The sequence below is a fragment of the Streptomyces sp. NPDC048295 genome (assembly GCF_040652135.1).
GTDB lineage: Bacteria > Actinomycetota > Actinomycetes > Streptomycetales > Streptomycetaceae > Streptomyces.
In genome coordinates this window covers 158,907-181,667 of sequence record NZ_JBEZLL010000013.1, presented here as the reverse complement: position 1 = coordinate 181,667, position 22,761 = coordinate 158,907, and the positions used below count along the sequence as shown (strand labels likewise).

General features: G+C 67.7%; 19 protein-coding genes and 6 pseudogenes. 13 read left to right on the top strand and 12 right to left on the bottom strand.

Annotated elements, in window-relative coordinates; genetic code table 11:
- Positions 1-228: 228 nt before the first annotated feature.
- Both AB0D53_RS20965 and AB0D53_RS20960 read right to left on the bottom strand, forming a co-directional pair.
- Positions 229-408: a hypothetical protein gene (locus AB0D53_RS20965; protein ID WP_362448804.1), complete on the bottom strand. Its 180-nt coding sequence runs from the start codon at positions 406-408 to the stop codon at positions 229-231.
- Positions 409-551: 143 nt separating this feature from the next.
- Positions 552-665, bottom strand: a pseudogene (locus tag AB0D53_RS20960) (IS5/IS1182 family transposase); the annotation flags it as partial.
- A 414-nt stretch (positions 666-1,079) separates the two neighbouring features.
- Between AB0D53_RS20960 and AB0D53_RS20955 the strand changes: the two are divergent.
- The 4 genes from AB0D53_RS20955 to AB0D53_RS20940 all read left to right on the top strand — a co-directional run bounded on the left by AB0D53_RS20955 (position 1,080) and on the right by AB0D53_RS20940 (position 3,979).
- Positions 1,080-1,748 carry a DUF4232 domain-containing protein gene (locus AB0D53_RS20955; protein ID WP_362448673.1) on the top strand — a complete coding sequence of 223 codons (669 nt, stop codon included), beginning with the start codon at positions 1,080-1,082 and terminating at the stop codon, positions 1,746-1,748.
- An 84-nt stretch (positions 1,749-1,832) separates the two neighbouring features.
- The gene (locus tag AB0D53_RS20950; RefSeq protein ID WP_362448670.1) at positions 1,833-2,180 is read left to right on the top strand and encodes a hypothetical protein; all 348 of its coding nucleotides are present in this window, start codon (positions 1,833-1,835) and stop codon (positions 2,178-2,180) included.
- 413 nt (positions 2,181-2,593) lie between these two features.
- Entirely contained in the window at positions 2,594-2,725 is a 132-nt protein-coding gene (locus AB0D53_RS20945; protein ID WP_362448667.1) for a hypothetical protein, read from the top strand.
- Positions 2,726-3,223: 498 nt separating this feature from the next.
- Complete coding sequence (locus AB0D53_RS20940) at positions 3,224-3,979, top strand: dienelactone hydrolase family protein (RefSeq protein WP_362448664.1); 756 nt, start codon at positions 3,224-3,226, stop codon at positions 3,977-3,979.
- A gap of 368 nt (positions 3,980-4,347) precedes the next feature.
- On the opposite strand, the gene AB0D53_RS20935 is transcribed toward AB0D53_RS20940, so the two are convergent.
- A complete protein-coding gene (locus AB0D53_RS20935; RefSeq protein ID WP_362448661.1) occupies positions 4,348-5,259 on the bottom strand; it encodes an SDR family oxidoreductase in 912 nt (303 codons plus the stop codon).
- Positions 5,260-5,525: 266 nt separating this feature from the next.
- Here AB0D53_RS20935 and AB0D53_RS20930 point away from each other — a divergent pair, with 266 nt between their 5' ends.
- Both AB0D53_RS20930 and AB0D53_RS20925 read left to right on the top strand, forming a co-directional pair.
- Positions 5,526-6,755, top strand: coding sequence for an ISL3 family transposase (locus tag AB0D53_RS20930; protein WP_362448658.1), 1,230 nt, complete (start codon positions 5,526-5,528; stop codon positions 6,753-6,755).
- A gap of 89 nt (positions 6,756-6,844) precedes the next feature.
- Positions 6,845-7,132, top strand: coding sequence for a hypothetical protein (locus AB0D53_RS20925; protein ID WP_362448655.1), 288 nt, complete (start codon positions 6,845-6,847; stop codon positions 7,130-7,132).
- 108 nt (positions 7,133-7,240) lie between these two features.
- On the opposite strand, the pseudogene AB0D53_RS20920 reads toward AB0D53_RS20925, so the two are convergent.
- Positions 7,241-7,744: pseudogene (locus AB0D53_RS20920) on the bottom strand (LysR family transcriptional regulator); the annotation flags it as partial.
- Between the two features lie 116 nt (positions 7,745-7,860).
- On the opposite strand from AB0D53_RS20920, the pseudogene AB0D53_RS20915 reads away from it, so the two are divergent.
- Together AB0D53_RS20915 and AB0D53_RS20910 are read left to right on the top strand one after the other, a co-directional pair.
- A pseudogene (locus tag AB0D53_RS20915) lies at positions 7,861-8,240 on the top strand (hypothetical protein); the annotation flags it as partial.
- A gap of 5 nt (positions 8,241-8,245) precedes the next feature.
- Complete coding sequence (locus AB0D53_RS20910) at positions 8,246-8,725, top strand: DUF1772 domain-containing protein (protein ID WP_362448652.1); 480 nt, start codon at positions 8,246-8,248, stop codon at positions 8,723-8,725.
- A 294-nt stretch (positions 8,726-9,019) separates the two neighbouring features.
- Here AB0D53_RS20910 and AB0D53_RS20905 read toward each other — a convergent pair whose 3' ends face one another.
- Both AB0D53_RS20905 and AB0D53_RS20900 read right to left on the bottom strand, forming a co-directional pair.
- A complete protein-coding gene (locus AB0D53_RS20905; protein WP_362448649.1) occupies positions 9,020-10,171 on the bottom strand; it encodes a GDSL-type esterase/lipase family protein in 1,152 nt (383 codons plus the stop codon).
- A gap of 58 nt (positions 10,172-10,229) precedes the next feature.
- Positions 10,230-10,778 carry a YciI family protein gene (locus tag AB0D53_RS20900; protein WP_362448786.1) on the bottom strand — a complete coding sequence of 183 codons (549 nt, stop codon included), beginning with the start codon at positions 10,776-10,778 and terminating at the stop codon, positions 10,230-10,232.
- Positions 10,779-11,287: 509 nt separating this feature from the next.
- Here AB0D53_RS20900 and AB0D53_RS20895 point away from each other — a divergent pair.
- Positions 11,288-12,081, top strand: a pseudogene (locus AB0D53_RS20895) (IS5 family transposase).
- 396 nt (positions 12,082-12,477) lie between these two features.
- Here AB0D53_RS20895 and AB0D53_RS20890 read toward each other — a convergent pair.
- The 4 genes from AB0D53_RS20890 to AB0D53_RS20875 all read right to left on the bottom strand — a co-directional run bounded on the left by AB0D53_RS20890 (position 12,478) and on the right by AB0D53_RS20875 (position 15,361).
- Positions 12,478-12,636, bottom strand: coding sequence for a hypothetical protein (locus AB0D53_RS20890; RefSeq protein WP_362448646.1), 159 nt, complete (start codon positions 12,634-12,636; stop codon positions 12,478-12,480).
- 23 nt (positions 12,637-12,659) lie between these two features.
- A complete protein-coding gene (locus AB0D53_RS20885; protein WP_362448643.1) occupies positions 12,660-12,953 on the bottom strand; it encodes a hypothetical protein in 294 nt (97 codons plus the stop codon).
- A 510-nt stretch (positions 12,954-13,463) separates the two neighbouring features.
- Positions 13,464-14,099 (bottom strand): DDE-type integrase/transposase/recombinase, encoded by a 636-nt coding sequence (locus AB0D53_RS20880; RefSeq protein ID WP_362448640.1) that lies wholly within the window; start codon positions 14,097-14,099, stop codon positions 13,464-13,466.
- Between the two features lie 80 nt (positions 14,100-14,179).
- A complete protein-coding gene (locus AB0D53_RS20875; protein WP_362448637.1) occupies positions 14,180-15,361 on the bottom strand; it encodes a hypothetical protein in 1,182 nt (393 codons plus the stop codon).
- 641 nt (positions 15,362-16,002) lie between these two features.
- On the opposite strand from AB0D53_RS20875, the gene AB0D53_RS20870 reads away from it, so the two are divergent.
- Both AB0D53_RS20870 and cpt read left to right on the top strand, forming a co-directional pair.
- Positions 16,003-16,446 (top strand): helicase associated domain-containing protein, encoded by a 444-nt coding sequence (locus AB0D53_RS20870; protein ID WP_362448634.1) that lies wholly within the window; start codon positions 16,003-16,005, stop codon positions 16,444-16,446.
- Between the two features lie 105 nt (positions 16,447-16,551).
- Positions 16,552-17,082, top strand: coding sequence for a chloramphenicol phosphotransferase CPT (gene cpt / locus AB0D53_RS20865; RefSeq protein WP_362448783.1), 531 nt, complete (start codon positions 16,552-16,554; stop codon positions 17,080-17,082).
- 48 nt (positions 17,083-17,130) lie between these two features.
- Here the strand turns inward: cpt and AB0D53_RS20860 are convergent.
- Positions 17,131-18,059, bottom strand: a pseudogene (locus AB0D53_RS20860) (IS630 family transposase); the annotation flags it as partial.
- A gap of 977 nt (positions 18,060-19,036) precedes the next feature.
- The gene (locus AB0D53_RS20855) at positions 19,037-19,579 is read right to left on the bottom strand and encodes a hypothetical protein (protein ID WP_362448631.1); all 543 of its coding nucleotides are present in this window, start codon (positions 19,577-19,579) and stop codon (positions 19,037-19,039) included.
- A 536-nt stretch (positions 19,580-20,115) separates the two neighbouring features.
- On the opposite strand from AB0D53_RS20855, the pseudogene AB0D53_RS20850 reads away from it, so the two are divergent.
- Positions 20,116-21,245: pseudogene (locus AB0D53_RS20850) on the top strand (IS630 family transposase).
- An 814-nt stretch (positions 21,246-22,059) separates the two neighbouring features.
- On the top strand, positions 22,060-22,716 hold the full coding sequence (locus AB0D53_RS20845) for a hypothetical protein (protein WP_362448628.1): 657 nt from the start codon (positions 22,060-22,062) through the stop codon (positions 22,714-22,716).
- Positions 22,717-22,761: the final 45 nt, after the last annotated feature.

Genomic DNA, 22,761 nt, shown 5'->3' with positions numbered 1-22,761 from the left:
CCCTCTTGCGACGGCACCTGACCTGAGCACGGCCTCGAAGCCACCCCGAAGTCTGCCCCAGGACCAGCATCACCTCGGCCTCACCCCGTAGCCCACGGAGGGTGCCGGGACGGGAGCGGCTTCACCCAGCCGCCGGCCCGGACGACCGGCACCAGCATGACGAAGACCCTGGGGCGGGTGAACGGGGCCTCCGCGTTCCGGCCCCGGTGCTGGCCTCCGGAACAGGGGTCAGGACTCCCGCACCTGTTCGACGTCCGCAGGGGTCAGGTCGGTGCGGACGCGGTGCATCGGGACGGGGTGGCGCCATCGGCCCGAAGGATCGACGGAAGTGTCCGCCACCACCTCCACCTTGACATCCGGCCGCACCAGCACGACATCGAGCAGCTCCGCACTGCCCCACCTCTCCAAGAACGTCCGCTCCTCCCGCAGATTGCGCGGGAGGAGTACGCCTTGTCGGCCAGGACCAGGCCCGGTCTGGAGCATGGCCGTCCAGAAGGGCGGGGAACACCCAGGCGGGCCATGACGTCCGTGAAGGTGGCCACGCCGTCGGCCTGTCCGGCGGTGAGGACGAACGCCAGCGGCCTGCACCGGCCTACTGCCGCGACGTGGATCTTCGTGGTCAGTCCGCCGCGGGACCGTCCGATGGCGTGATCGCCCGGCTCACCGGCCGGGGCCCCTTTGGACGCCGGCGGAGGAGGCCAGGCATGCGGGCCCGGACCGGATCCACCGGTTGCTGAACCGAATCGAGCGGGACGCCTATGAGGTCCTGCACGGTGTGCGGGGCTACGTGGTGGAGCGCCTCGGCGAACCGGAGGCGGTGAGGGTCCGGCGGACGGTGGCCGGCCGGTCGGTGATGCGGCGGCTGTCGAGGGAGGACGCGTCGGTGCCGGAGACGGTGGCCGCGTGGCCGCGGGGGTTCGCCGAGGTGGAGCGGGCGGCGCGGGTATTGGAAACGATCTTGGGCGGAGTTCGTGCGGACTTGGTGAGACCGTGCCTTCGGATGCAACCAGTGCGTCTTGAAGGATCATCCTTCTTCCCAGTTCGCTCTTAGATTTTTTTGATGGGGAAGAAGGAAGTTCATGCGCACTCGTGCCTGTACCCGCATAGCCGCTGCCGGCGCACTCGTTGCACTGTCCGCGCTCGCACTCACCGGCTGCAACAGCGACGACGAGGCTGACGCCGCCACCGGTTCGTCGGCCTCGACCGCGGCTTCGCCCGGGGCGTCGTCCGGGAGCAGCTCGAACGGTGGCAGCAGCTCGTCCGGGAGCGGCTCGAACGGTGGTGGCAGCTCGTCCGGTGGCGGCGTCACAGCGGCCTGCACCACCCAGAACACCTCGGCGCAGTTCCGCCAGAGCGCGAACCACGCCAGCGAGTCGCAGGCGGCCGCCGGTTCGCTCAGGATCACCAACTCCTCCGGCGCCGCCTGCACCATCGTCGGTCCCACGGTCGTGACCGTCACCGACGAGGCGAAGGGCAGCGGGCCGGTCTCCGCGGACAACTCCGAGGAAGGCTCGGATGCGGTCGACATCCCGGCCGGCGGCACGGCGACGGCCAACGTGATGTACAACGACGTGAACACCGAGGGCACCGCGCGCCTCTCCTGCAGGACGGAATCATCCACGGTCAACGTCGCGCTGCCGAAGGACGCGGGCACCACGGTGAACGTGATGAAGGCGGACGGCTCGCCGGGCGGTGTCTTCAGCCTCTGCGCCGACTCCTTCAAGCTCGGCGCCTTCTCGGTCGGCTAGGAGCACTCTTTCGGATCCCTTGATGGCGGTGCGTTCTCAGGGCCTGCTAAGTCCGAAGGAACTGCTGCCTGCGACGATGCGTTGGTGAGCTATGACCTTGCGATGTGGGACGGCGACCGTCCACTCGACGACGGCCAAGCGGGCTCGACGTACAACGAGCTCTACGAGCGCTCCCTGGAGTCGGACGATGTTGCCGTAGCTCCGGTGCCGCGCATCGTGGCGTTCGTGGAAGCCCTCGTCGCGCGATACCCGGACAACGACTGCAGTGTTGTATGGGCGTCACCGCCGGTCATCGAGGAGGCATCGGGGCCGATGGTGTACCTCCTCGTGTCCTATGACAAGGCCGAGGAAGTGTCCGAGTACGCCGCTGCACTGGCTCGCGAGCACGTACTCGTCTGCTTCGGCCCGCAGGAGGAATGCCTCCGGCCGTGAGCTGCCTGTTCTCTGAGCCGGCAGACCTGAGGAAGATGCCCGCGACGAGGAGGCCGACGCGGTATACCGTAACGGTCTTCTCGTACCGGGTGGCCAAGCCGCGCCATTGCTTGAGGCGATTGGTTGGGTGAGCGCTGTCCCGCAAATGCTGGCGGGGCAGCGCTTGGGTGAGAGCGGGATGTTCGCGAGACTCCGACGCGGCAGCTGTGGCAGCCTGCTGGCATGCCCTGGGAGCTGCGAGAATATGCAGCCGTCACTACGCCGTCCTGTTCCACTACGCCTTGCCCGACGATGCCTGGGCCGTGGAACTGAGCGAGGCTCGGCCTGCGCCGGCCAATTCCGATGCCGCGGTGACTCACTTTCCCGTTTCTGCTTGCCTGGTAGCGCTTGTCCCAGACGACGTGGTGACGCTGATGGCGTGCGGGGTCGGGGCGGTCCTCGCTCACGTCTACCCGGCCGTGGGGGAACCGCTGGGCGTGGCCCTGGGCATCCTGACGGCGCTGGGCACGGTGGCCGCGCTGATCACCTCTATGTGCTGCCGGTGACCCCGGTGCGGCCCTCCCGCCTCGGGGGGCAGGGAGGGCCGCGCCCCGCCACCGTATCGCCGTTGGGCAACGGCGTGCCCAACCCGTTGCCCAACCCGTTGCCCAACCCGTTGCCCAACCCGTTGCCCAACCCGTTGCCCAACAGGTTGCGCAACGGGTTGCCAAGGGCCGTTGGTCGGCGATCGCTGCAGCGCTCAGCTCGTCGCCACCCGCGGCCTCGATGCGGCGGCCCCCACCGCATCCTGACCGGCCCGGCCGTAACCGCTCAGCCGGAGGACCGGGGCCCCGCTGCCCGGTGAAACCGGTTGGCGATCGCCAGCCCCAGCCGCTCCTCCGCCGGCAGGGATGGCCCGGGCGGGGGCTCCGACAGCACTGCTGTGGGGAGGGGGGTTGACGGTTCTTGTGGGCCACCGCCGCATTTCAGAGGGACATCCGCGCTGTTCCGCCGGCGGTGAACCCCGGCCCGACCGGGCTCGACGACCACCAAAGTCCAGTCTCATGACCACGATTACAACGCGCACGGTCGAGTACCAGGCCGACGGTCTGACGATGATCGGGCACCTCGCACTCCCGGCCGGTGTCTACCGCCGGCCCGCGGTGCTGCTCGGGCCAGAGGGCATGGGCCTCAGCGACGTCGAGCGCCGCCGGGCCGATGCTCTCGCCGAGCTGGGATACGTGGCGCTGGCCTTCGACCTTCACGGCGGGCGCTATTTGGGTGACCCCGAGGAGATGCTGGCCCGTTGCATGCCGCTGCTCGCCGACCCCGACCGGATGCGGGGCATCGGCCACGCGGCGCTCGACGTGCTGCGCACCGAACCGCGGACCGACCCCGACCGGATAGCCGCCGTCGGCTACGGCACCGGGGGCGCCGTCGGGCTGGAACTCGGGCGCGACGGCGTCAACCTGCGCGCGATCGGGACAGTCAACGCGCTCACCACGGGCCGACCGGGCGAGGCAGCACGCATCCGTTGCCCGGTCTGGGCCGGGGTCGGGTCGCAAGACCCGATCATGCCGCCCGCCCAACGGGACGCGTTCACCGCAGAGATGCAGGCCGCGGGCGTCGACTGGCACCTCGTGGTCCACGGAGGAGCCCTTCACGCCTTCCACCACCCACCGGTCGACCACCCCACGGTCCCCGGCGTCGCCTACCACCCACGACACGCACAGCGAGCCTGGCACGACATCATCGACCTGCTCGCCGAGTGCCTGCCCGCGACCGAGGACCTGGTCAGTCCAAGCTCGGCCACCCGCTGACCAGCGCTCACCGGTTACTACGGCATATTTCTGGCGTTCCGGCCCCGCCCCTTCCTTCAACGCCGCAGGACGCCGACAACGCGCTCTCTGCCCAAGATCGGTGCCTCCACGCAACCTTCGGGGTGACGAGGGGGTGCCGGCCCACTTGGCGGAGCTCGGGAACGTCGCAGGCCCGCAAATGAGTCGCCGCCGTGATCAGTTCAACGACGGACGGCATCCTCGGTTCCACCGACGGGCCGGACATTGGTGTTTCATAGGTGGTCATCAGAGGAACAGTCGGCCCGACACGCGGTCTTCCGGTCCGGGCCTTCACTGCTCCTGGATTCCGATCTCTGACGCTGCGGGATTGACGGTTCTACAAGCGTGTCCTACCTGTTCGCCAAGAACTCGTCGAACGTACGCGGCGCATGCCCGGTCAGCTCCCGCACCGCCGTCGTCACCTCTGACATCGCACCGGCTGCCATCTCTGCGTAGAGCAGAAGAAGGTCTTCCACGAACCATCCGGGCAACCCTTGTGCCTGGAGACCCTCAGCTGCCTCCTGAGGTGTCAGATCGCGGAAGGGAACGGTGAGCTTGGCGGCGATCTCCTCATGCGTCAGTGCCTCCGGCCCGGTGAGCGCATAGGCTTCGCCGCCTCCGGGCGGGCCTGTCAGCAACGCCGCAGCACAGGCGGCGATGTCGTAGGCGTCGATGTACGCCACACGTCCCGCACCGTACGGTCCTTCCAGGGCGCCGCTGTGGGTGAAGCCGCCCTCGCCCGTGAAGAAATTCTGCATGTAGCCGGTGGGCTGGAGTGACGCCCACCGCAGCCCGGACGCCTTGAGGTACTGCTCGATCTCCCAATGCGCGCGTACAGACAGTTTCGCTTCCGGTCCGGGTTGCCACGCCGATATCTTCACCACCCACGAGACTCCGGCAGCCCGCGCCGTGTCGATGACGCCGGTCTGCTGCCGGATCATCGGCTGTTGTCCAACCACGGGAAGCGCGCCGCCGCTGTTGAGCAGAAGACGGTCAACGCCCTTCAGGGCGGCCCCCATCGACACCGGATCGTCGAAGTCTCCGACGGTGAACTCGCAGTCCAGCTCCTTGCCCTTGTCCGCGTCCCGCACCAGTGCCCGAAAGGGCACGTCCGCCTCCGCCAGCGCCCGTACCAGGTACCGGCCGATGGTGCCGGTCGCACCCGTCACAAGAATCATCCTGTCCCCACCGTCCGAGAAGGCGTCAAGAGTCCTCATCAACATTACCGGAGGGTCCATCCGCTTACTGATCTGGTCCACCACCAGCCGAACCTCGCCAACTCGGTGTTGTTGGGTTCCGGCAAGGTGCGGCGCTCGAATTCTTCATCGATGTGGCTTTATCGAGCAGTAGTGGGTTCTGGCACAGATCTTGGGGAGCCGTCGCGGAGGGTTACTTCGGTGTTCGATTGTGAGAAGACTGGCTCATGTGAGACGGCGTACGCCTTGCCTTCTGGCAACCGAAAGTGACGCTTCGTCAAGCCCTTGGCCGTCGCTTTCGTGGTTGGTTGTGGACGGCGATGGTGCTGGTCATGCGGACCAACGCACCGTTTTGGGACTCGCTTGTGTTCGACGGGATCGACGATGTGGATGTCGAGGCGGTTTCAGCCGCATTCGACACGGTCGAGGTAATGGCGAGAGGTCGCGCGGCCGGGGCTGCATGCCCGAACTGCGGCCGCTTCTCGGACCGGGTGCACGACCGCTATCAGCGCAGGTTGAAGGACCTTCCGCTCGTTGATCAGGGCTTTGTGATCCGGCTGACGGTCCGGCGCTTCATATGCGGGTCGGCGGACTGCCAGCGCCGAACGTTTGCCGAGCGCTTCTCGCGGCTGGCCGCCCCGCACGCACGGTTCACGACTCGAATCAACCGAGCCCTGGAGCGAGTGGGGCTCGCCCTGGCCGGGCGGGCCGGCGCTCGGCTGGCTGCCCAGCTGGGCTTCGGCGCGGGACGGATGACCTTGCTACGCAGGGTCATGGCACTGCCCGATCCACGGTTCAGTACTCCGCGTGTGTTGGGCGTGGACGACTTCGCGATCCGTCGCGGTCAGACCTACGCCACGGTCTTGACCAGCGTCGAAGACCATCGCGTGGTCGATGTGATCCCTACGCGTGAAGCCGGGCCGCTGGCCGCGTGGCTGATCCGCCACCCCGGCGTGGAGATCATCTGCCGGGACCGGGCGGGCGCCTACGCCGAGGGGGCCCGGCGCGGCGCCCCCGACGCTCTGCAGGTCGCAGACCGGTTCCATCCGTGGCAGGGCCTCGGCCGAGCCGTGGAGACCTGCGTCGCCGCCCACCGCGACTGCCTACGCAATCCGTCACCCAGCGGCATGTTGCCAGAGACCAGCCGACTGGCTTCCGGTCGGCCGCAGGACGACTCGGAGCCCGTCGGCCGGCGGGCCGAGCGAAAGAAAGCCGCACATGCACTGGTCCACGACATGCTTGCCCAAGGCCACTCACGCCGGGCGATCGCCCGGCACCTGGGCTGGGGCCTCAACACCGTGCTCCGGTACGCGACCGCCGCACGCTGGCAGGACACCATCCGCGAGAACCAACCCCGACCCAGCAGACTGGCCCCCTACAAGCCCTACCTGGAACGACGATTCGCCGCAGGATGCACAAGCGTTACCCACCTCCACCGCGAACTCCTCGCCGACAACGCGCCCGTCACCTACGCCATGGTCCGCGCCCACATCGCCACCCTGCGCACGGCTCCGGCCGGGGTGCCGCCACGGCCGCCGACGGTACGGCAGGTGACCGGCTGACTCACCCGCCACCCCACCGCCCTGACCGAGGAGGAGCCCGCCGGCCTGAAAGACGTTCTAGCCCGCTGACCTACACCGCGCTGCGGACGGTGCTGAACCGGATCAACGCGCGGATCGGTGCGAATGTCTGCCTGCACGACCTGCGGCACACCCTGTGTCGACGGCTGTTCGACGACCCCGGATTGAACCTGATCGACGCCCAGCAGGTCATGCGACACCGGCGGATCACCACCACCAGCGACTACCTGCGCCCGCGGACGGACGAGGTGATCGCAAAGGTGCACGAGCACTACACCCGGCCCAAGCCGTCACCGCGCCCGCTCACGGGCTGGGCCTACGACCCGAACGACCTCGCCGACGTGCTCGGAGGTGCATGATGGCCGCCCGCCACGGACGGACCGTCCGCACCCCGGCAAGCGTCCGCGGCCCCGCGGCCCTGATCGGTCCCCGACCGCCGGAGCGGCCCGCAGGGGAGCTGATTCCCGGGCGACAGCGGCAACGAGCGGAACGTCGATCACCATCTGGAAGTCCACCTGTGCCGTTCCGAGAACGGCGATGTCGAGCTCGCAAGCCTGGAGCGCGGCCTGCATCCGCTCCGTGGTGTCTTCGGTGAGGGCCACTTCCGCTGAGGGACAGGAGTCGTGGAAGTCGGCGAGCAGAGCGGCGATGTCGAAAGCGTGGCCGATGGCGCCCGAGACCATCCCGAGCGTGACCCGGCCGCGCAGCAGCCCCGTGTACGAATCGACGGTCTGCCGCACCGAGTCAGCCGCGGCCAGCGCGGCGCGGGCGTAGGGCAGGACCGCCCGACCCACCTCTGTCGGCGTCACCGACCGGCCGGAGCGGTCAAGCAGGGGCTGCCGCAACTCCTTCTCCAACTGGCGGATCTGGGCGCTGAGGCCGGGCCGAGCCAGATGCAGCCGGGCGGCGGCGCGAATGAAACCGCTCTCCTCGACGACACGGACGAAGTACCGCAGCTGGCGCAGTTCCATAACCGATGATTCTAGATGCCATCAGAACTATCTACTGGCTTTATCGGTCTGTCGGCAGCAGGCTTGATCACATGGAGGACGCGACAACCCACAGAGGAAACAGCGGAGATGTCAGAGCAGCCATCTCGGCGGAACGCCGAGAACTGGCCCACCATCCCTGGACACCACCGGTCGGCAGGCTCACCGCGGCGCTCGGCCACAACGTGGTGCACGGGCTGGACATCCCCGTCGCCCTCGGCCTCGACCGGCGCGTCCCGAAACCCGGCTGCGCATCCTGCTGGTCGACATCCGGCCCCGCAGCCTGAAATTCTTCGGGGCCGACCTCAACGACGTGCGATTGTGCGCCGAGGACCTCGACTGGTCGTACGGCTCCGGCTCGCCAGTGTCCGGCACTGCCCAGGACCTCCTGCTGCTGGCCTACGGCCGCAGACTTCCCGACGGACAGCTCCGAGGAGAAGCGAGTAGCCGTTTCACCCCAACCACCGCGGAGGCATGAACCGGATGCGCACGCGACTCTTCCTCGGCCTGGCCCTGCTCTCCACCGGTCTCCTTGCTGGCGCCTTCGGTTACGGCGCCGCCAATCTCGTCCCGACCTTCAACTCCGTGCCGCTCGACATGAGACTCGACTTCCACACCGAGCTGATGAAGAGAAACGGGATCACCATGCAGGCGGCGATGGCGGTCTCGGCTCTCAGCGCTCTCGGACTGGCCGTCCTGACACGCGGGCGGCCCCGAATCCTCGCAGCCACAGCTGGGCTCCTGACCGTCGCCTCCTTCCTGATCACGCGGTTCGGGAACGTCCCGATCAACGGCCGCATCAAGCAGTGGGCCGCCACCGGGCCCCCGGCCGATCACACGAAGGTCCTGCACCGCTGGGTACTGTTCAACGATGCCCGTACGTGCACGGCCGTCGCTGCGTTCGCCATCCTCATCTGCGTTGCCTTGCGCCGGGCGGACCGGCGAGCAGCGGAGCACCGCTGAACACACCCAGGACTCTTCGGGCGGTCTCCCCCCACCCGCCAGATGCTCGAACCGGCTGCCGGTGAACGCCACCGCGCCGGGCAGCAGAGCGATCCCGAAGTAACAGCGCAGATCACCCATAGCGCGTTCTGTACTCAGCAGCACGCGCAACCGCTGCCCCAACGGCGACAACGACGTTCCAGTGGAAAAGACCACACGCACCCATCCTTCACGAGGCGAGCAGTGGCCTGAATCTCCGGCCGGAGGAGCGCGGGGGCTCCACACCTGGTGCGGGGTGTGGAGCCCCCAGCTCACTCAGCGGAAGGGACCGTCGGTCGCGAAGGCGTGGGCTGCAAAGCGCTTGCCCATTCGACGGTATGCGGCGGCGGTGGGGTGAAGGCCGTCGGCCAGGTCATCTGCCTCGTCCGGGCCGAGCAGCTCGCGTCCGTCGAGATAGTGGAGGTGAGGGTCGGACGCCTGTCGTGCCGCAGCGATCCGGGCCAGCTTGGCACGGACCACCGCCAGCGACAATGCCCCGCCGGCCACATCGGCCGGGTCGCCAAGGGCGCTGATCCTCCCGTCCGGTCCGGTCGCGGTCGGCCCGGGGGCCTCCTCCAGGGCCGGACAGCTCACCGGAGAGATCAACAGCAGCGGGGTGTCAGGGTGTCCGTCCCGGATCGTGTCCAGGAATCCGTGTACCGCCGGGCCGAACGTCCGCAGTCGGAAGGCGGACAGGCTCACGATGTTGATGCCTACCTTGAGGCTGATCAGATCGGCGGGCGTATCGCGGATCGTCCGGGTGACATAGGGATCCAGCAGCGCGTTGCCCGCCTGGCTGAGGTTGATCACCTCCACCCCTCCGAGCACAGCTGCCACCACCGGCCAGGTCCCGGTCGGGCCGTCAGCCTCGATGCAGTGGCTGATGGAACTGCCGTGGTGCACCCAGCGGCGCCGCCCGTCCGGCAGCGGTGCCAGTACGTCACCGTCAGCGCGCAGTGCCACCAACTCCGTTGGAGTCTGCTGTGGTAGCCACAACTCGACGCTCTTCATGCCGGCTGGCAGTCCGGCGAACCGTACGGTCCCTGGCTCGCCCGGGATGAGTCGCTGTACGGCCCCGGGGCCCGCCATCCGCAGTACGTTGCCCAGCGGTGCCTGGTGACGCCCGGCCAAGGCGCCGTCCACCAACAGCTCCAGCATCCCGGTCGGGCGAGGGTGGAGGTCGGAGTCGAGCTGGCCGGTAGAGGTGAGTACCTCGAACTCCAATGCGCGCGCATCGGTGCGGAACACCAGCCGCACCCCCGAAGGCATCACGGTCACCCCGTAGACCGACGGGTCCTGGTACTGCTCCTTGGTCCACGCGGGCAACCGGCGCGGCATCACCCCTACCGGTGTGGTCTCCAGGTCCAGCGCACCCCGTAACTCCACCGGCCCACCCACCAGCGGAACCGCCCGCAGCGCCACCGTCACCGCTCCTGTCCCAGGTCAACGTGCCACGGAGATGACATCAACCCCGCGCCTTCGTGGCTCATCGACGCCCGCCGAACTCCCAGTCGTGGACCTCGATGTCCGCGTACCGGTCCGGATTCAGGACGGCTCGTGCCGTGTCCGGATCCGGGGCCCTGAGCAGCACCGCCGTACCCAGCCAGGTGTCGCCGTCGTCGGACAGCAGCGGTCCGTACGCGACCAGCTCGTCCCGGTCGAGCGGCAGGGCAAGGTCGGCGGCCAGGCCCTCGCCGAGCCCGAGCACCAGGTACCGGTTGCCATCGGTCCGGCCACCGGGGAAATCCCACATGGTGCGCCCCAGCGCGTTGCGCCACCGGCGCAGCAGAACATCCCGGTACGCGCCGGCCTGGTAGTTGGGCTCGTCAAAGGCGAACGCGCGGGCGGCAGCGGGATCGGGCAGGTCGACGATGTGCACGCTGCCGGTGGGTGTTGCACCATCATCGGCAAAGGTCGGGCCGCGAGCGATCAGCTCCTTTGCGTACCGGTCCATGTAGGCCCAGTGCTCCTCCAGCAACTCCTCGCGTAACGCTAGGGAGCCGGGCCGGTCACGGTGGTAGCAGAAGAACTCCATGACCACAGACCCTTCCTCATCGAGGACATCATCTCAACTGGCTTTTGGCAACGATGACCCCGCGCTCCAAACGTGGCAGCGCCCCGTGTAACGGCGTAGCCATCACACCGCGCGCTTACAACCAAGTGGCATGCCGACACGGCTGCTCTGCAGCCGAGTGACAGAAACAGCGTTCGGCGCCGACATCTCCAGTTCAGGACGGCCCACAGCCGCCCAAAGATCACGCACCGGACCCTGAAAGCGGGCACTCAGCAGTCGTAGCGGTGGGTGTACGGGTGTCGGGGCAGTTGCGACAGACGAAGAAGTACATGCCGCCGAAGTCGCCCAGGGCCATGTCGTGCCCAAACGCGTCGAGGGCGGCGGGATCGGCCTCGGCCGGCCAGGGCGGGCCGCGGCTGGCTAGGGCCCCAGTCATCCAGAGAGAGCCACCGGCCCATGCCCGGTTCAGACCGTATCCTATGTGGCGGTCGCTCGCTGGGCTGTTCATGGGGCGGGATACGTGGAGTTGAATTGTTCCGGACGGGCTGTAGGAGATCGCGAAGCCGCTGATTCCGCCGTCGAAGGTGCGGCCGCAGGGTGGCGGGACGCAGGACACGCCTGATGAGACGCTGTTCGCCGGGATCGTCTACGTGCTGGTGAGCGGATGCGCCTGGCGGGCACTGCCGCCCTGTTTCGGGGTCTCGATGTCGACCGCCCACCGGCGCTTCGTGATCTGGTCCTGAGCCGGTGTCTGGGGCCGGCTGCACGGGGCGGTGCTCGACCGCATCGACGAGCGCGGACTGCTCGACCTGACCTGCGTGGTCCTCGACTCCGCCCACGTACGGGCCAAAGAAGGGGCGAACTCACAGGCCCGGGCCCCGTGGACCGGGGCAAGCCGGGCTCCAGGATGCACGTCCTGTCGGACGCGAACGGACTGCCCCTGGTCGTCGGCGTCTCCGCCGCCAACACCCACGACAGCCAGGGCCTGAAGCCCATGGTGGCCGGTCTCCGATCGAGACACGATCCCCACCGCGGCTGGAACCTCAAACCCCGCAAACTCCACGCCGCCAAGGCCTACGACATCGCCGAACTGCGAAGATGGTTCCGCGGGAAGCGTATCGGCGTGCGTATCACCCGCAAAGGAACCGAATCCAGCGAACGGCTCGGACGCCGAAGGTGGGTCATCGAACGCACCATGTCCTGGCTGTCCGGCTACCGTCGGCTCAACCACCGCTACGAACGCCAACCCCGCAACTACCTGACCTTCCTCGGACTCGCCGCCGCCCTCTGCAGCTACAAACGACTCGTCCGACTCACCACATAGGACACGGTCTCAGTCGCGGTGACGCTGAGCAGGTGTTCCATGCGGGTGCCGCAGCACGTCGCCGCCCTCGCAGCCGAGCTGCCCACGGCTAGCGCCGCGCTGCCAGCACCGACCCCAAGGCCGCCTTCACGCGGACGGCATCGCACTCGAAGACCCCTCCCCAAGGAGGCACCGGACGTCGCGAACACGTACGGCACCTGAAGCACCAGCTCAGCAGCATTCCCCACACGACGGCATTCCGTAAAACGGACGAGGCCCACGGAACCGCCGGTGATCTTGGGCGACCGTGGGCGGCGATCCACGACAACGCCCACATCTTGTGGTGGCGCCGTCGGCCATGAGGCCGACTTGGGTTTGGGTGCTCTGCCATGCGGCGGACGGTCGCTCGGACCTTCTTCAGCGGCCATCGCACGGGTCGCCGTCCGCAGACACCGGCTTGGTGTCGGCCGCCAGGCAGGAGGAGTACACCCGCGGCGGCGTGGGCCGCGGCTTCGGTTCCGACGTGTCGCCCATGACAATGATCGCCCCGACACCGACGAAGGTCAGCCCTGCCATCGCGGCGAGCCAGGTACCGCGGCTCACTGATCGCCCCGGAAGCGGTTACGGAGATCGTCACGGCAGTCGTCCTCGGTGCCGACCTGGACTCGCGAGAAGACCAGCACTCCGTCTCCATTGCCTTCCTGCTTGGCCTTGGCCAGCTGCGTCTCGATGTCCGCGATGCGCTCGGCGCACTCGGCACTGACGGGCTTCTCGAACTGTGGGTCCGGTACAGAGGAGGCGTTCAGTTCGGCGGTGGCGGCGAGGCCAGCCGCGCACAGCACCGCCCACGCGGCAACCCACGCACGGCGGCTCATCCGTATCGGCTCAGGCATCCAAGCATCCTACGAGCGTCACGGCGGGCTGTCGCCGAATCGCGGCTTCCTCGTCGACGAGACCAACGACGGAGCCAGCTGGCATCGCCCACGAGGACGACGGTGTCCGACCGATCGCGCCTCAGCTTTGGCCGGCTGCCATTCAGCCTCGACCGCTCGCCACTCGCCGCTTGCCGAAGTCGGCGCGGTCAGTCTCGTCTTCACGTTCCGTCCGCAGCTCGGGGCGTCTCCGCCCCGCCACGGCCGCCGGCCTCGCCGCGGCTCGGTCACACACCGCATCAGGCGGCGCGAAGCCGGGAGCGGAACCGGACATCAGCGGGGACCGCCTGTGGGGAGTTACTGGCCGTACGCGGGGAAAAGATCTCGGCCGCTGTCAGCGCACCGGCTCAGTCGGCGCCCGGGTCGTATCCGAAGCGCACCAGGAGACGGCGGCGGGCATTGTCACGTTGTTGGACGTATGAGTGTCTGACGGTGCATCGGGGATGGTGGACTTGCGCTCCGGGCCTGTGTTCAGGCCGTAGTGGGTCGGCTGACAGCGCCGGTGGTCCGGTCCCAGATGGCGAAGCGGATGGTCATCTCGGCCCGGTGGTCGGGGGCGGTCATCAGGTGGCGGTGGGGGCGGAAGTGGGGTGAGATGCCGCTGAACGCGGCCAGGAACCGCTGGGCCGCGCCGACGCTGCGGAAGCCCTTCATCGCACGTTCGCGCTGGCGGGTGGGCTGGTGACTGTTCTCGGCCCGGTTGTTCAGGCCCCTGTGGGAGCGGTGTTCGACCGAGGGCATGACCTCGCGGTGGGCCGCGCCGTAGGAGCGGAGCCTGTCCGTGACAATCACTCGCAACACCGTGCTCGTCTTCTTCATCAGCCTGCGGAAGAAGCGCCGGGCGGCGGCCTTGTCCCGGCGGCGCAGTCCGTCGGCATAGGCCTGCCCGAACTTCCGGCACCACCGCCGGACCGTTTCGTAGGAAACAATCACGCCGTGCTGGAGCATCAGCACCTCCACCTCACGGAAGCTGAGCGGGAAGCGGAAATACAGCCACACACAGTGGGAGATCGCCTCGATCGGATACCGGTGCCCCTTGCACGACGGCACGTGCTCCCCACCGACGATCCCCTCCAGCGTGATCAACCCGAGGATCCTCTCACGCATCCGCCAACGCGACAGCGCCCTCTCTGCTTACTTGATCAAGCATCGGACACTCGGCCTCACGAAAGCGCGAGGCTAGACCGTCAGCTCGGGCACCGGGTCCGGTGACGGCGCACGATGAAGAGCATGCCCGCGCCCGTGGTCACCGCTGCGGCAGCCGCTCCCGTGATCGGCAGCGTCGAGGAACCGGTTTCTGCCAGGGTGCCACCGTTCGTCGTGGTCCCGTCGTCGCCGGCCGTCGACGACCCGCCGGGCGAGCCGGCCGAGACCTTGGCCGAGCCGCCCGTCGAGCCAGTCGGCCCCCCACTCGTGACGTCCAGCGTGATGTCGGCCTTGTCGTTGGCCTTGTTGGGGTCGAATGGCCGTGCCTCGGTACTCAGGGCCGCCTGGCCCTTGGCGTTCGCCACCCACTTGTCGATCTTCAGCTCGAAGGTGTAGGTCTCTTGGCTGCCCTCGTTTAGCGACCGCATGCCGCAGACGTACGCCTTGCCCTTGGCCTGGCAGAACTGGCCGCGCGTGACGACGGACGTTCCGGCGGGAGGCGTGATCATGACGCTGACGGACCGTTCCCCCTGTTTGGTCAGGATCCAGGCGGGCCCGGCGTTGATGAACTTCACCTTCATTTTCACCGTGTCACCGACGCTTCCCTCCAGCATGGCACCCGTCACCTGGTAGTCGGCCGTGTTGACGGAGCTGACAGGCACATTGACAATGCGTTCGGTCCCCTCGCTCCCGGCCTTTCCCTCGACCAGTTTCACCGCCGGCGCGGTTCCCGCCACCGGCTGGGTGCCGTTCTCGTCCGCTCCGGGATCGACATCCCAGACATTCACTCGCAGCTCGTCGTTGAGCGCGCGGTCCAGTGCCTCGACACGGAGAGGCCTCTCGGGCGTGTAAACGGTGCCCGGCTCCACCACTTGGTCGAACGCACACACCGCGATCCATCTCTCGGGCATCTCGTCGTAGGACCGGACCTGCTGTGTCCGGCAGTTGGAGGGAACCTCCGCGAAGTCGAGTCCTCGGGTGACGCCGTAGGAGACCCACACCTTCTCGGCCGCCCTCGTGCCCTTGTTCGCCACGGTTGCCGACAGATCGAAGCTGCTCCCAGGTTTCACCCCGTTGACCGGCTCGATGCCTCCAATGACCAACTCAGGTGCGGTTTCATCGCCGAAGGCGGCAGGAGCCGCAGCCAGTGCGATCAGGCCGGCAGCACTGAGTGCGGAAGCAACGGCATGGGAGGCGCGACGGTTGTGCGGGGGAATCGGCATTGGAGAGATCCTCTGCTGGGACGCGGGGAAACGGGCGGTGGCTTCCAGGAGAAAAGTTTCCGGTCACTAGACCCTTGTCGAACTCGAACGGTTGCGCGGCCGGTGCCTCCACCGCCTTGCGATCGCATCCACCGGATGGCGTGAGTCCCGGCCCGATGCCGACACCGACCACCAGCGCGCGTCCGGAAGTGCGCTTCCTCCCTTGCTCGGAGGCGATCGCCAAGGTCACCAGCCTGCTCGTCCCCGGCCACAACCGGCGCGGATCGTCAAGTGCCGGCAAGACGCCAGAGCGAAGTGACCTCAGCGGCACGGGCAACGTGGAGAGGATCCACGGTGTCTCCAGCTCGTGGATGCATAGCGAGGCCCGCGGTCGAAGCCGGCGCGGTCATAGGAGATGCGGCCGAGCGTGCCTATGGATCCGACCGGGTGCCGACCGGCGACGGATGGGCGAGCGAGCCGGGTCACGACCGATTCAACGTCGCCTTCCGTCCGGCGCCCGGACCCAACCGTCTGCGCATCACCTGGGGAGCACTCCAGCGCGGTTACACGGCCAGGTTCCGGGCCGGATTCAAGGCTTGGTTCGTCGTCGGCCCCGGGACCGGGGTCGTGGTGCGGGTGCCCTACATGAGGGGGCGGCCGGGGTGCTGCGGTTCAGCGAGGGCCGCGACCCCGCGGTGCTGGACCAGTTCGTGCGGTTGCGGATCATCGACCCGGAAGGGGCGTACTGGCGGCGTGGGATCGAGGCGGCCGGGCGGTGGCTGCGCGAGACCGGGAACGGTGTGCTGCGGGTGCCGTACACGGCCGTCACACCGGACGACTGGGGCGGGGTCGGTGGGTATCCGCTCAGGCAGTGGATCGCCGAGCAGCGCCGCGCGAATGCGGCCGGGACGCTGGAGTCCGGGCAGGTCGCCGAGCTGGAGCAGCTCGGGAAGGTGTGGTCCGAGCAGGGAGCGGCCTGGCCGGACGGAGAGCCGTCGCCAAGCAGTACGCCGCAACCCACGGCCACCTCCTCCCCCAGTCACCGCGACCTGGGCGGGTCATCCCATCAGGGTGTGGGCGAAGAACGACCGCGCCACGGCCCGTAGGGCTAGTTGCTCTGACAGGGAAGGTTCACCGGGGTGTGGCAGGCGGGCCGCGTTCGCGGAAATTCGTTTCGAGTGTTGCTGCGCTTCCTCTACTGTGGCGCGGTGATGACTGATGTGATCGTTCTCAACGGTGGATCCAGCTCGGGGAAGTCCGGGATCGCCCGGTGTCTGCAGGCAGCCCTGCCGGATCCATGGCTGGCCCTCGGGACGGACACGCTGGTCGACGCGATGCCCGCGTCCATGCAGGCATCGGACGCGGGAATCGAGTTCGCTCCGGACGGACAGGTGATCGTCGGCCCGGAGTTCCGGACGCTGGAGGCGGCATGGATCGAGGGGGTCGCCGCGATGGCCCGTGCGGGTGCCCGGGTCATCGTCGATGAAGTCTTCCTCGGCGGAGCGGACTCGCAGAAGCGATGGCAGAAGGCCTTGGGCGAACTGCGCGTGCTGTGGGTCGGCGTCCGGTGCGACAGTGCGGTTGCCGCAGGCCGTGAGCTCGCACGAGGCGACCGGACCATCGGAATGGCGGCGTCCCAGGCGGACGTGGTCCACCGGGGCGTGGTCTATGACCTGGAGGTGGACACCGCGCATACCGAGGCGATGGAGTGCGCACGGACCATCGCCGCGCATGTCGGCTGATCGACGGTCCGGCTCTCTGCCGCTACGACCGAGGCGCAGGGACGGTCGGGCCGCCGTGGCAAGGGACCGCCCTCCCCAGCGGATGCCCTTCTCGCTGCGGATCCGTGTGCGTTCGCGGCATTGGGCTGCCAGCACGTCGGGGTGGCGGGCATTGGTGTTGCGCCAGCGCAGGTAACTCTGCAGTTCGCGGGTCTGGACGGTGTGGTTGGGGTGAAGCACAACTCGACCTTGTTCTTCTTCGCCCAGCAGCGGATCTTGGCGCCTTTGTGGGCGGAGAGGTTGTCCAGGATCGCGTAGATCGGGGCGCCGTCCGGGCGGGCGGCCCGGATCGACTCCAGGGCTGCGAGGGTGTTGACGTCGCCTTTGCGGCGGCGGTTGATGCCCCACAGGGTGTCGTCACCGACGGAGTGGCAGCCGTGGAAGTAGGTGACGCCGTGGGTACGGTGGTGGGTCGCCGGCAGCCGGTCGGGCCGGCCCTGTTCGGCCCAGCAAGTGCCGCCGGTGGGGCGTATGTCCAGCGGGCCGGACTCGTCGAAGGCGAACGCTCGGTCCGGGAAGTGCTCCAGGACATGCTCGATCCGGTCGGGCTTGGCATCGCGGTCGGGGTCGGTGGACTCCTTCCACGTCTTGGTGCGCTGGAAAGTGATCCCGCGGCGGGCAAGTAGAGTCCGCAGGGCCTCACGGCCGATGCGGATCACCCTGCCGTGGACTTTGTGCAGATAGGCGACGAGTTTGCAGATGGACCAGCGGGTGAAGGGCTGGCCGAGTTCACGGGGGCGGGTGATGGCCGTCTGGACGACGAAGTCCTCGTCGTCAGGACTGAGCAGGCGGGGACGGCCTCCCGCCCATTGAGGGTCCAGGCAGGCCAGGCCGATCTCGTTGGACCGGTGGATCACGTCGCGGACGGTGTCCTCATCGGCCTGGACTAATTGGGCGATCACCGGGACCCGGTTGCCTCCGGCCGAGGCCAGGATCATCACCGCCCGCCGGTAGCGCACCGTGCTGGTGCTGCCCCGACGCACGATCTGTTGAAGCCTCTGCCCTTCTTGGTCGGTCAGTCTGCGGACCTTGACCGGCTCTGCCCACGCCTCCACGCACCAGGTTGGTCGGGCCCGCACAGTGTGCGATGAGAGCTGCACCCACCCAGCGCCAACCCATCCCACCCACCGAGGTGCCGCCGCCCCGAACGTCGCCCAACACCCAAGTCGGAAAGGGTAGAGCCCGCGCGAGCGGGAGTTGGCCGAACTTCCTGTCCAGGAGAGTAGTGACAGCCGCTGCGGAGCACCCCGCAAGCGGGATGACCCGCTGTCGTGTTCGGCGCGGCCGCTGACACCCTCGGGAAGCCGGCTCGAGCGGGAGTGAGCCGGTTCTCGATGGCCTTGACCCGCCGCTTACCGAGCGGGGCCCATACGAAGGGGGTAACTCGTTCGCCGACCGGCGAGTTCGCCCGGCGCACGCGATGCCGAGCCGCGGAGAGGCCACCTCAGCACAAAGCGGCAGGTCAAAGACGTCCTCGTATTGCAACTCTCAGCGGAGCGAACGGTCGATTCTCATGTACCTGCATCAGTAGTTCTCATAGCATGTCTGAAGCAACCTCAGATCGACCCTGCGCCGATGCTAACGTGCGCCATCTCAAATGACATTGGAATGAGAATCACCTACGGCAGGGAAGTAAGAGTCAGCAGGTCGCGGCGATCCTCACCCGCCACGCCCCGATCGCTGCGGTGATGACGGACTTCTACCGCAAGTTCCAACTGGAGAACAGGCAGACCCCGTATTCGATGAAGGAGATCGGCGGGTTGGGCAGTTCGTTCATCGTCGGACAGGCCCGGTCGGCCATCAGACGTCAGCCTCGGACCGGATGCGGCAGGCTATGGCCGCCCTGATCCACTAGTGCCACATCAGGCAACGTTCGCCCTGTCGATGATGTCTTGTAGGCGCTGGTCGTCCGTGCCTACTTGGCGTGTGCCAGGTGGTGCTTGGCAGCGGAGACTACGTGGTGATGGGTCGCACGGGCGCACTCGTGCCAGAACGGTGTGGCGGTCAGGTACGCGCCGAGCACGGAAAGGATGCCCAGGGAGACATCCACGCTGAGGCGACCTTGCTTGGCCCAGTAGACGTCTTGCAGATCGAGGAGCAGAGCGAATTCGTCGGCGATGAGGGCGGTTCCTGCGCCGTAGGCAGCAGCAACGGCCGGGTGGCCGACGGCGCGCTCGTCGCCGCGTACGGCGATGATGCCAATGCCGGCAAGGATGCCGATGCCCAAGTTGTAGTGGTGCAGGTGCTTGCCGCCGGCGGAGATGTTCCCCCAGGGCAGCCATCCGCCGCGAATACCGTGGGTAATGGTCCGCACGCTTCCCCATGTGACCCCGAAGGCGAACCACGTCACGATCAGTGATCTTTTCGTGGGGGTGAGGTGCTGGCTTGCCGATTCGCGCCAGCGTGCGACGAGCGGCGGCCGAGACCGGTTCAGCTCTTGGGACGTATCAGTGACCACGAGGGTGACCTCCCGGATTCGGCGCAACAGGGTCCGCGTTCTGCTGCCTGGCATCGCCGGCCGGAGTGGTTGAATCCGCCGTGACGGGAGAAGTACGAACTGCCTGGGCAACGAAGTTCATGCAGCTGCGGCAGTAGCCGTCACGGTCGCACACGCCGTCTGGTGTCGACGCTGCCTTGTCGCCGAAGAGCCGAGCGCACAGGGCATTGGCATCGAGGAAGACACCATGCCCCGAGAGTCCGTGGCCACTCCGGAGTCATTCTCCGTCGCTACGCCTTCGGCGCACATGTTGTACCTCCGCCACCTTCCACTCGAACGCCATTTGCGCTGTAGCTCAATGAGAACCCACGTCATTCAAGCTGGCGACTCAATCGCCCCGATCAGGTGACTGCCCCACTCATTCACGTTCTGCATAGGCTTTCGCATTGTCGTCGGATGGTGACCGTTTGCCGCATCAGACAACTTTCGCCCCGTTGTGACGTGACGCGGCGTCCGGAGAATGCTCCAGGTGACGCTTCTACGTCAAGCTGTGCAGGGTGGCAGAGCGAGTACGGGTCAGAGAGATCGACGACGACGAAGGGCAGCGGCTGCTGCGGATCGTCCGGCGGGGCACGGGTCGGTGGTGACCTGGCGGCGGGCCCAGATGGTGCTGCTGTCCGCACAGAGCGTGAACGTCGGCAAGATCGCCGAAGTGACGTTCACCAGCGCGGACCGGGTCCGCGACGTGATCCACAACTTCAACGCCGACGGCTTCGACTCCCTGTACCGAAGTACCGGGGAGGCCGGCCGAAGACGTTCACGCTGCCGGAACGCCGGGAGATCAAGAAGATCGCCAAGTCCAGGCCGGCCGAGCACGGCCTCCCTTCTCGACCTGGATCCTGGCCAAGCCGGCCGACTTCCTGGTTGCCGAGGGGGGTGGTCGACGACATCGGCCACAAGGGCCTGCGCATCCTGCTCCGCGAAGAAGGCGTCAGCTTTCAACGCGTGAAGACCAGGAGAACCTCGAAGGACCCGGGCTACACCGCCAAGAAGGCCCGCGTCGAGCACCTCTACGCCATAGCCGACGGCGAGGCCATACCCGAGGAAGGCGAGCCGCAAATCGTCTTCTGCATACGAGTTCGGCCCGATCAACCTGCAGCCTCACCCTGGCCGGCAGTGGGCCGACCGCGGCGGCACGCACAAGGACCCCGACCGCAAGCCCCGCCCCCGACGCCGGGCCACCTACACCCGCCCGCACGGCGTCCGGCGCCTGTTCGCCGCCTACGACCTGGGCAAGGACCAGCTCTACGACCACATCAAGAAGACCAAGAACCGCTCCAAGTAACTGGAGTTCTGCCGCTACCTACGCTCACCGCATCCAGCCGAAGTGTGCATCGCGATCATCTGCGACAACTACTCCCCGCACCTGACCACGAAGCGCCGCCGTCAGGTCGCGGACTGGGCCGAGGCCAACAACGTCGAGATCGCCTGTACCCCGACGAACAGCTCCTGGCTCAACCGCATCGAGGCCCGGTTCACCGCTCTGCGCTACTTCGCCCTTGACGGCACCGACCACCCCAGCCACAAGGCCCAGGGCAGCATGATCCGCCGCTACATCATCTGGCGGAACAAGCGCGCCGCCGACGAGCGCCTGCGCGCGGTGGTCAACAGGGCGAGCGTCGCCTGAGCTGGCCATTGCAAGCAGGGCCAGGTCACCCCTCGATACCCGTCGCGACCGGGCGGACGTACCACTCCGAGCAGAAATCCGCTTCCAGGACCACTTCGTGGCCCACCGGAGCGTGGAAACGCGAGCCCGTAGTCGGCGTGCTCTACTTCTACGGCGAGTTCGACGAGCGGGACGTCGCCGCCGCCGAGCGCGTGTACACAAAACGACGCGCTCTGATCAACAGGGACGGAAACCTGGAAGTCCATCCAGCGGGCCCAGGCTCACCAAGCTCTGTCCTGGGACCTTCCCCCCTGCGGTCCCGACTCCCAGGCGGACGACGAGGCCAACGACCCTGGCCGGAATAGCTGACGTCTACACCTCTCCGAGGCAACTGAGGTACGGCCAGCACCTGGCAACAAGCCGGACCTCAATCGTGCTGCCGGTCCATGTGCGCTGTGGGTTTGCGGGCCGGGGTTGGGGCGCCACAGCCGAAGAGGGTCGGGCAGGGCCCTCCCCCGCGGCAGGTCAGGCCGGACGGGGGCATCCGGCGCTCCGGCACGGTTCACCGGGCCGAGTTCCCAGACGCCGGCGTCGTCAGGGCCAGGGCCTCGGACGCTGAGTCACCGCGCAGAGGGACGGGTGGGAGCAGCTGGTGGCCGCGCAGCGATGACTACTGGTCTCAGCCAGCTGTCAAGGCCCCTGCTCATACACCACCCGGCACCGAAACTAACTGCCTCCGGTGTTACGGCCCGGCGGCTTCCACCTCTCCACTCCACTCACTTACAGTGATCAAGCACTGACGAGACGTAATGAAGGGGATGTTGTGTTCCGTACCATGAAGCAGCGCTTGGCAGCCTGTGCCACCGCAGTGGCCCTCGCCGCCGTCACCGCCTCGCTCTCCGCCCCGGCCACCGCCGTCGGTGCCAAGGCCGCCACTGACCTCACCTACGGCAGCAACATCCTGCTGCAGAACCAGTACGGCGGTAACGGCGGCTACCTCGACACCAACGGCATCTCCGGCCAGCCCGGCGCCACGTACAACGTCAACACCAACCAGACCCCGAACAGCCGGGGCCCGGCGACATCCGAATGGAAGGTCGTCTCCGCCACCGGCAAGGCAACCGGTACCCGCGTCACCAGCGGCGACGTCGTCTACCTCATCAACCAGTACGGCAGCGGCACCTACCTCGACACCAACGGCGTCTCCGCCAAGAGCGGCGCCAAGTACATGGTGTCGGCCACCGCCACCAAGGACCGCGGCCCGGGCACCGGAAAGTGGCACATCTTCGGCGAGACGTCCTCTCCCACGGACGGCTACATCCGGACCGATGACATCGTGCACCTGCTCAACGACTACGGGTCCGCCAACGGCGGGTTCCTCGACACCAACGGTGGCGCCAACCAGTCCGGTGCCAAGTACGACGTCGTCACAAGCCACTACACCGACCGTGGCACCGGCACCGGCTCCTGGAAGGTCCTGCCCGCCACCTGACCGGCCCCACACCCCGCCCGTGCGTGAACGTTGCGCACGGGCGGG

What these genes read in the sequence shown, in the direction of transcription:
- AB0D53_RS20955 (WP_362448673.1), top strand. Translation starts at nt 1,080, where the DNA reads ATGCGCACTCGTGCCTGTACCCGCATAGCCGCTGCCGGCGCACTCGTT.
- AB0D53_RS20945 (WP_362448667.1), top strand. Translation starts at nt 2,594, where the DNA reads ATGGCGTGCGGGGTCGGGGCGGTCCTCGCTCACGTCTACCCGGCCGTG.
- AB0D53_RS20940 (WP_362448664.1), top strand. Translation starts at nt 3,224, where the DNA reads ATGACCACGATTACAACGCGCACGGTCGAGTACCAGGCCGACGGTCTG.
- AB0D53_RS20930 (WP_362448658.1), top strand. Translation starts at nt 5,526, where the DNA reads ATGCGGACCAACGCACCGTTTTGGGACTCGCTTGTGTTCGACGGGATC.
- AB0D53_RS20910 (WP_362448652.1), top strand. Translation starts at nt 8,246, where the DNA reads ATGCGCACGCGACTCTTCCTCGGCCTGGCCCTGCTCTCCACCGGTCTC.
- AB0D53_RS20900 (WP_362448786.1), bottom strand. Translation starts at nt 10,778, where the DNA reads ATGGAGTTCTTCTGCTACCACCGTGACCGGCCCGGCTCCCTAGCGTTA.
- AB0D53_RS20890 (WP_362448646.1), bottom strand. Translation starts at nt 12,636, where the DNA reads ATGGCAGGGCTGACCTTCGTCGGTGTCGGGGCGATCATTGTCATGGGC.
- AB0D53_RS20885 (WP_362448643.1), bottom strand. Translation starts at nt 12,953, where the DNA reads ATGCCTGAGCCGATACGGATGAGCCGCCGTGCGTGGGTTGCCGCGTGG.
- AB0D53_RS20880 (WP_362448640.1), bottom strand. Translation starts at nt 14,099, where the DNA reads ATGCGTGAGAGGATCCTCGGGTTGATCACGCTGGAGGGGATCGTCGGT.
- AB0D53_RS20875 (WP_362448637.1), bottom strand. Translation starts at nt 15,361, where the DNA reads ATGCCGATTCCCCCGCACAACCGTCGCGCCTCCCATGCCGTTGCTTCC.
- cpt (WP_362448783.1), top strand. Translation starts at nt 16,552, where the DNA reads ATGACTGATGTGATCGTTCTCAACGGTGGATCCAGCTCGGGGAAGTCC.
- AB0D53_RS20845 (WP_362448628.1), top strand. Translation starts at nt 22,060, where the DNA reads ATGAAGCAGCGCTTGGCAGCCTGTGCCACCGCAGTGGCCCTCGCCGCC.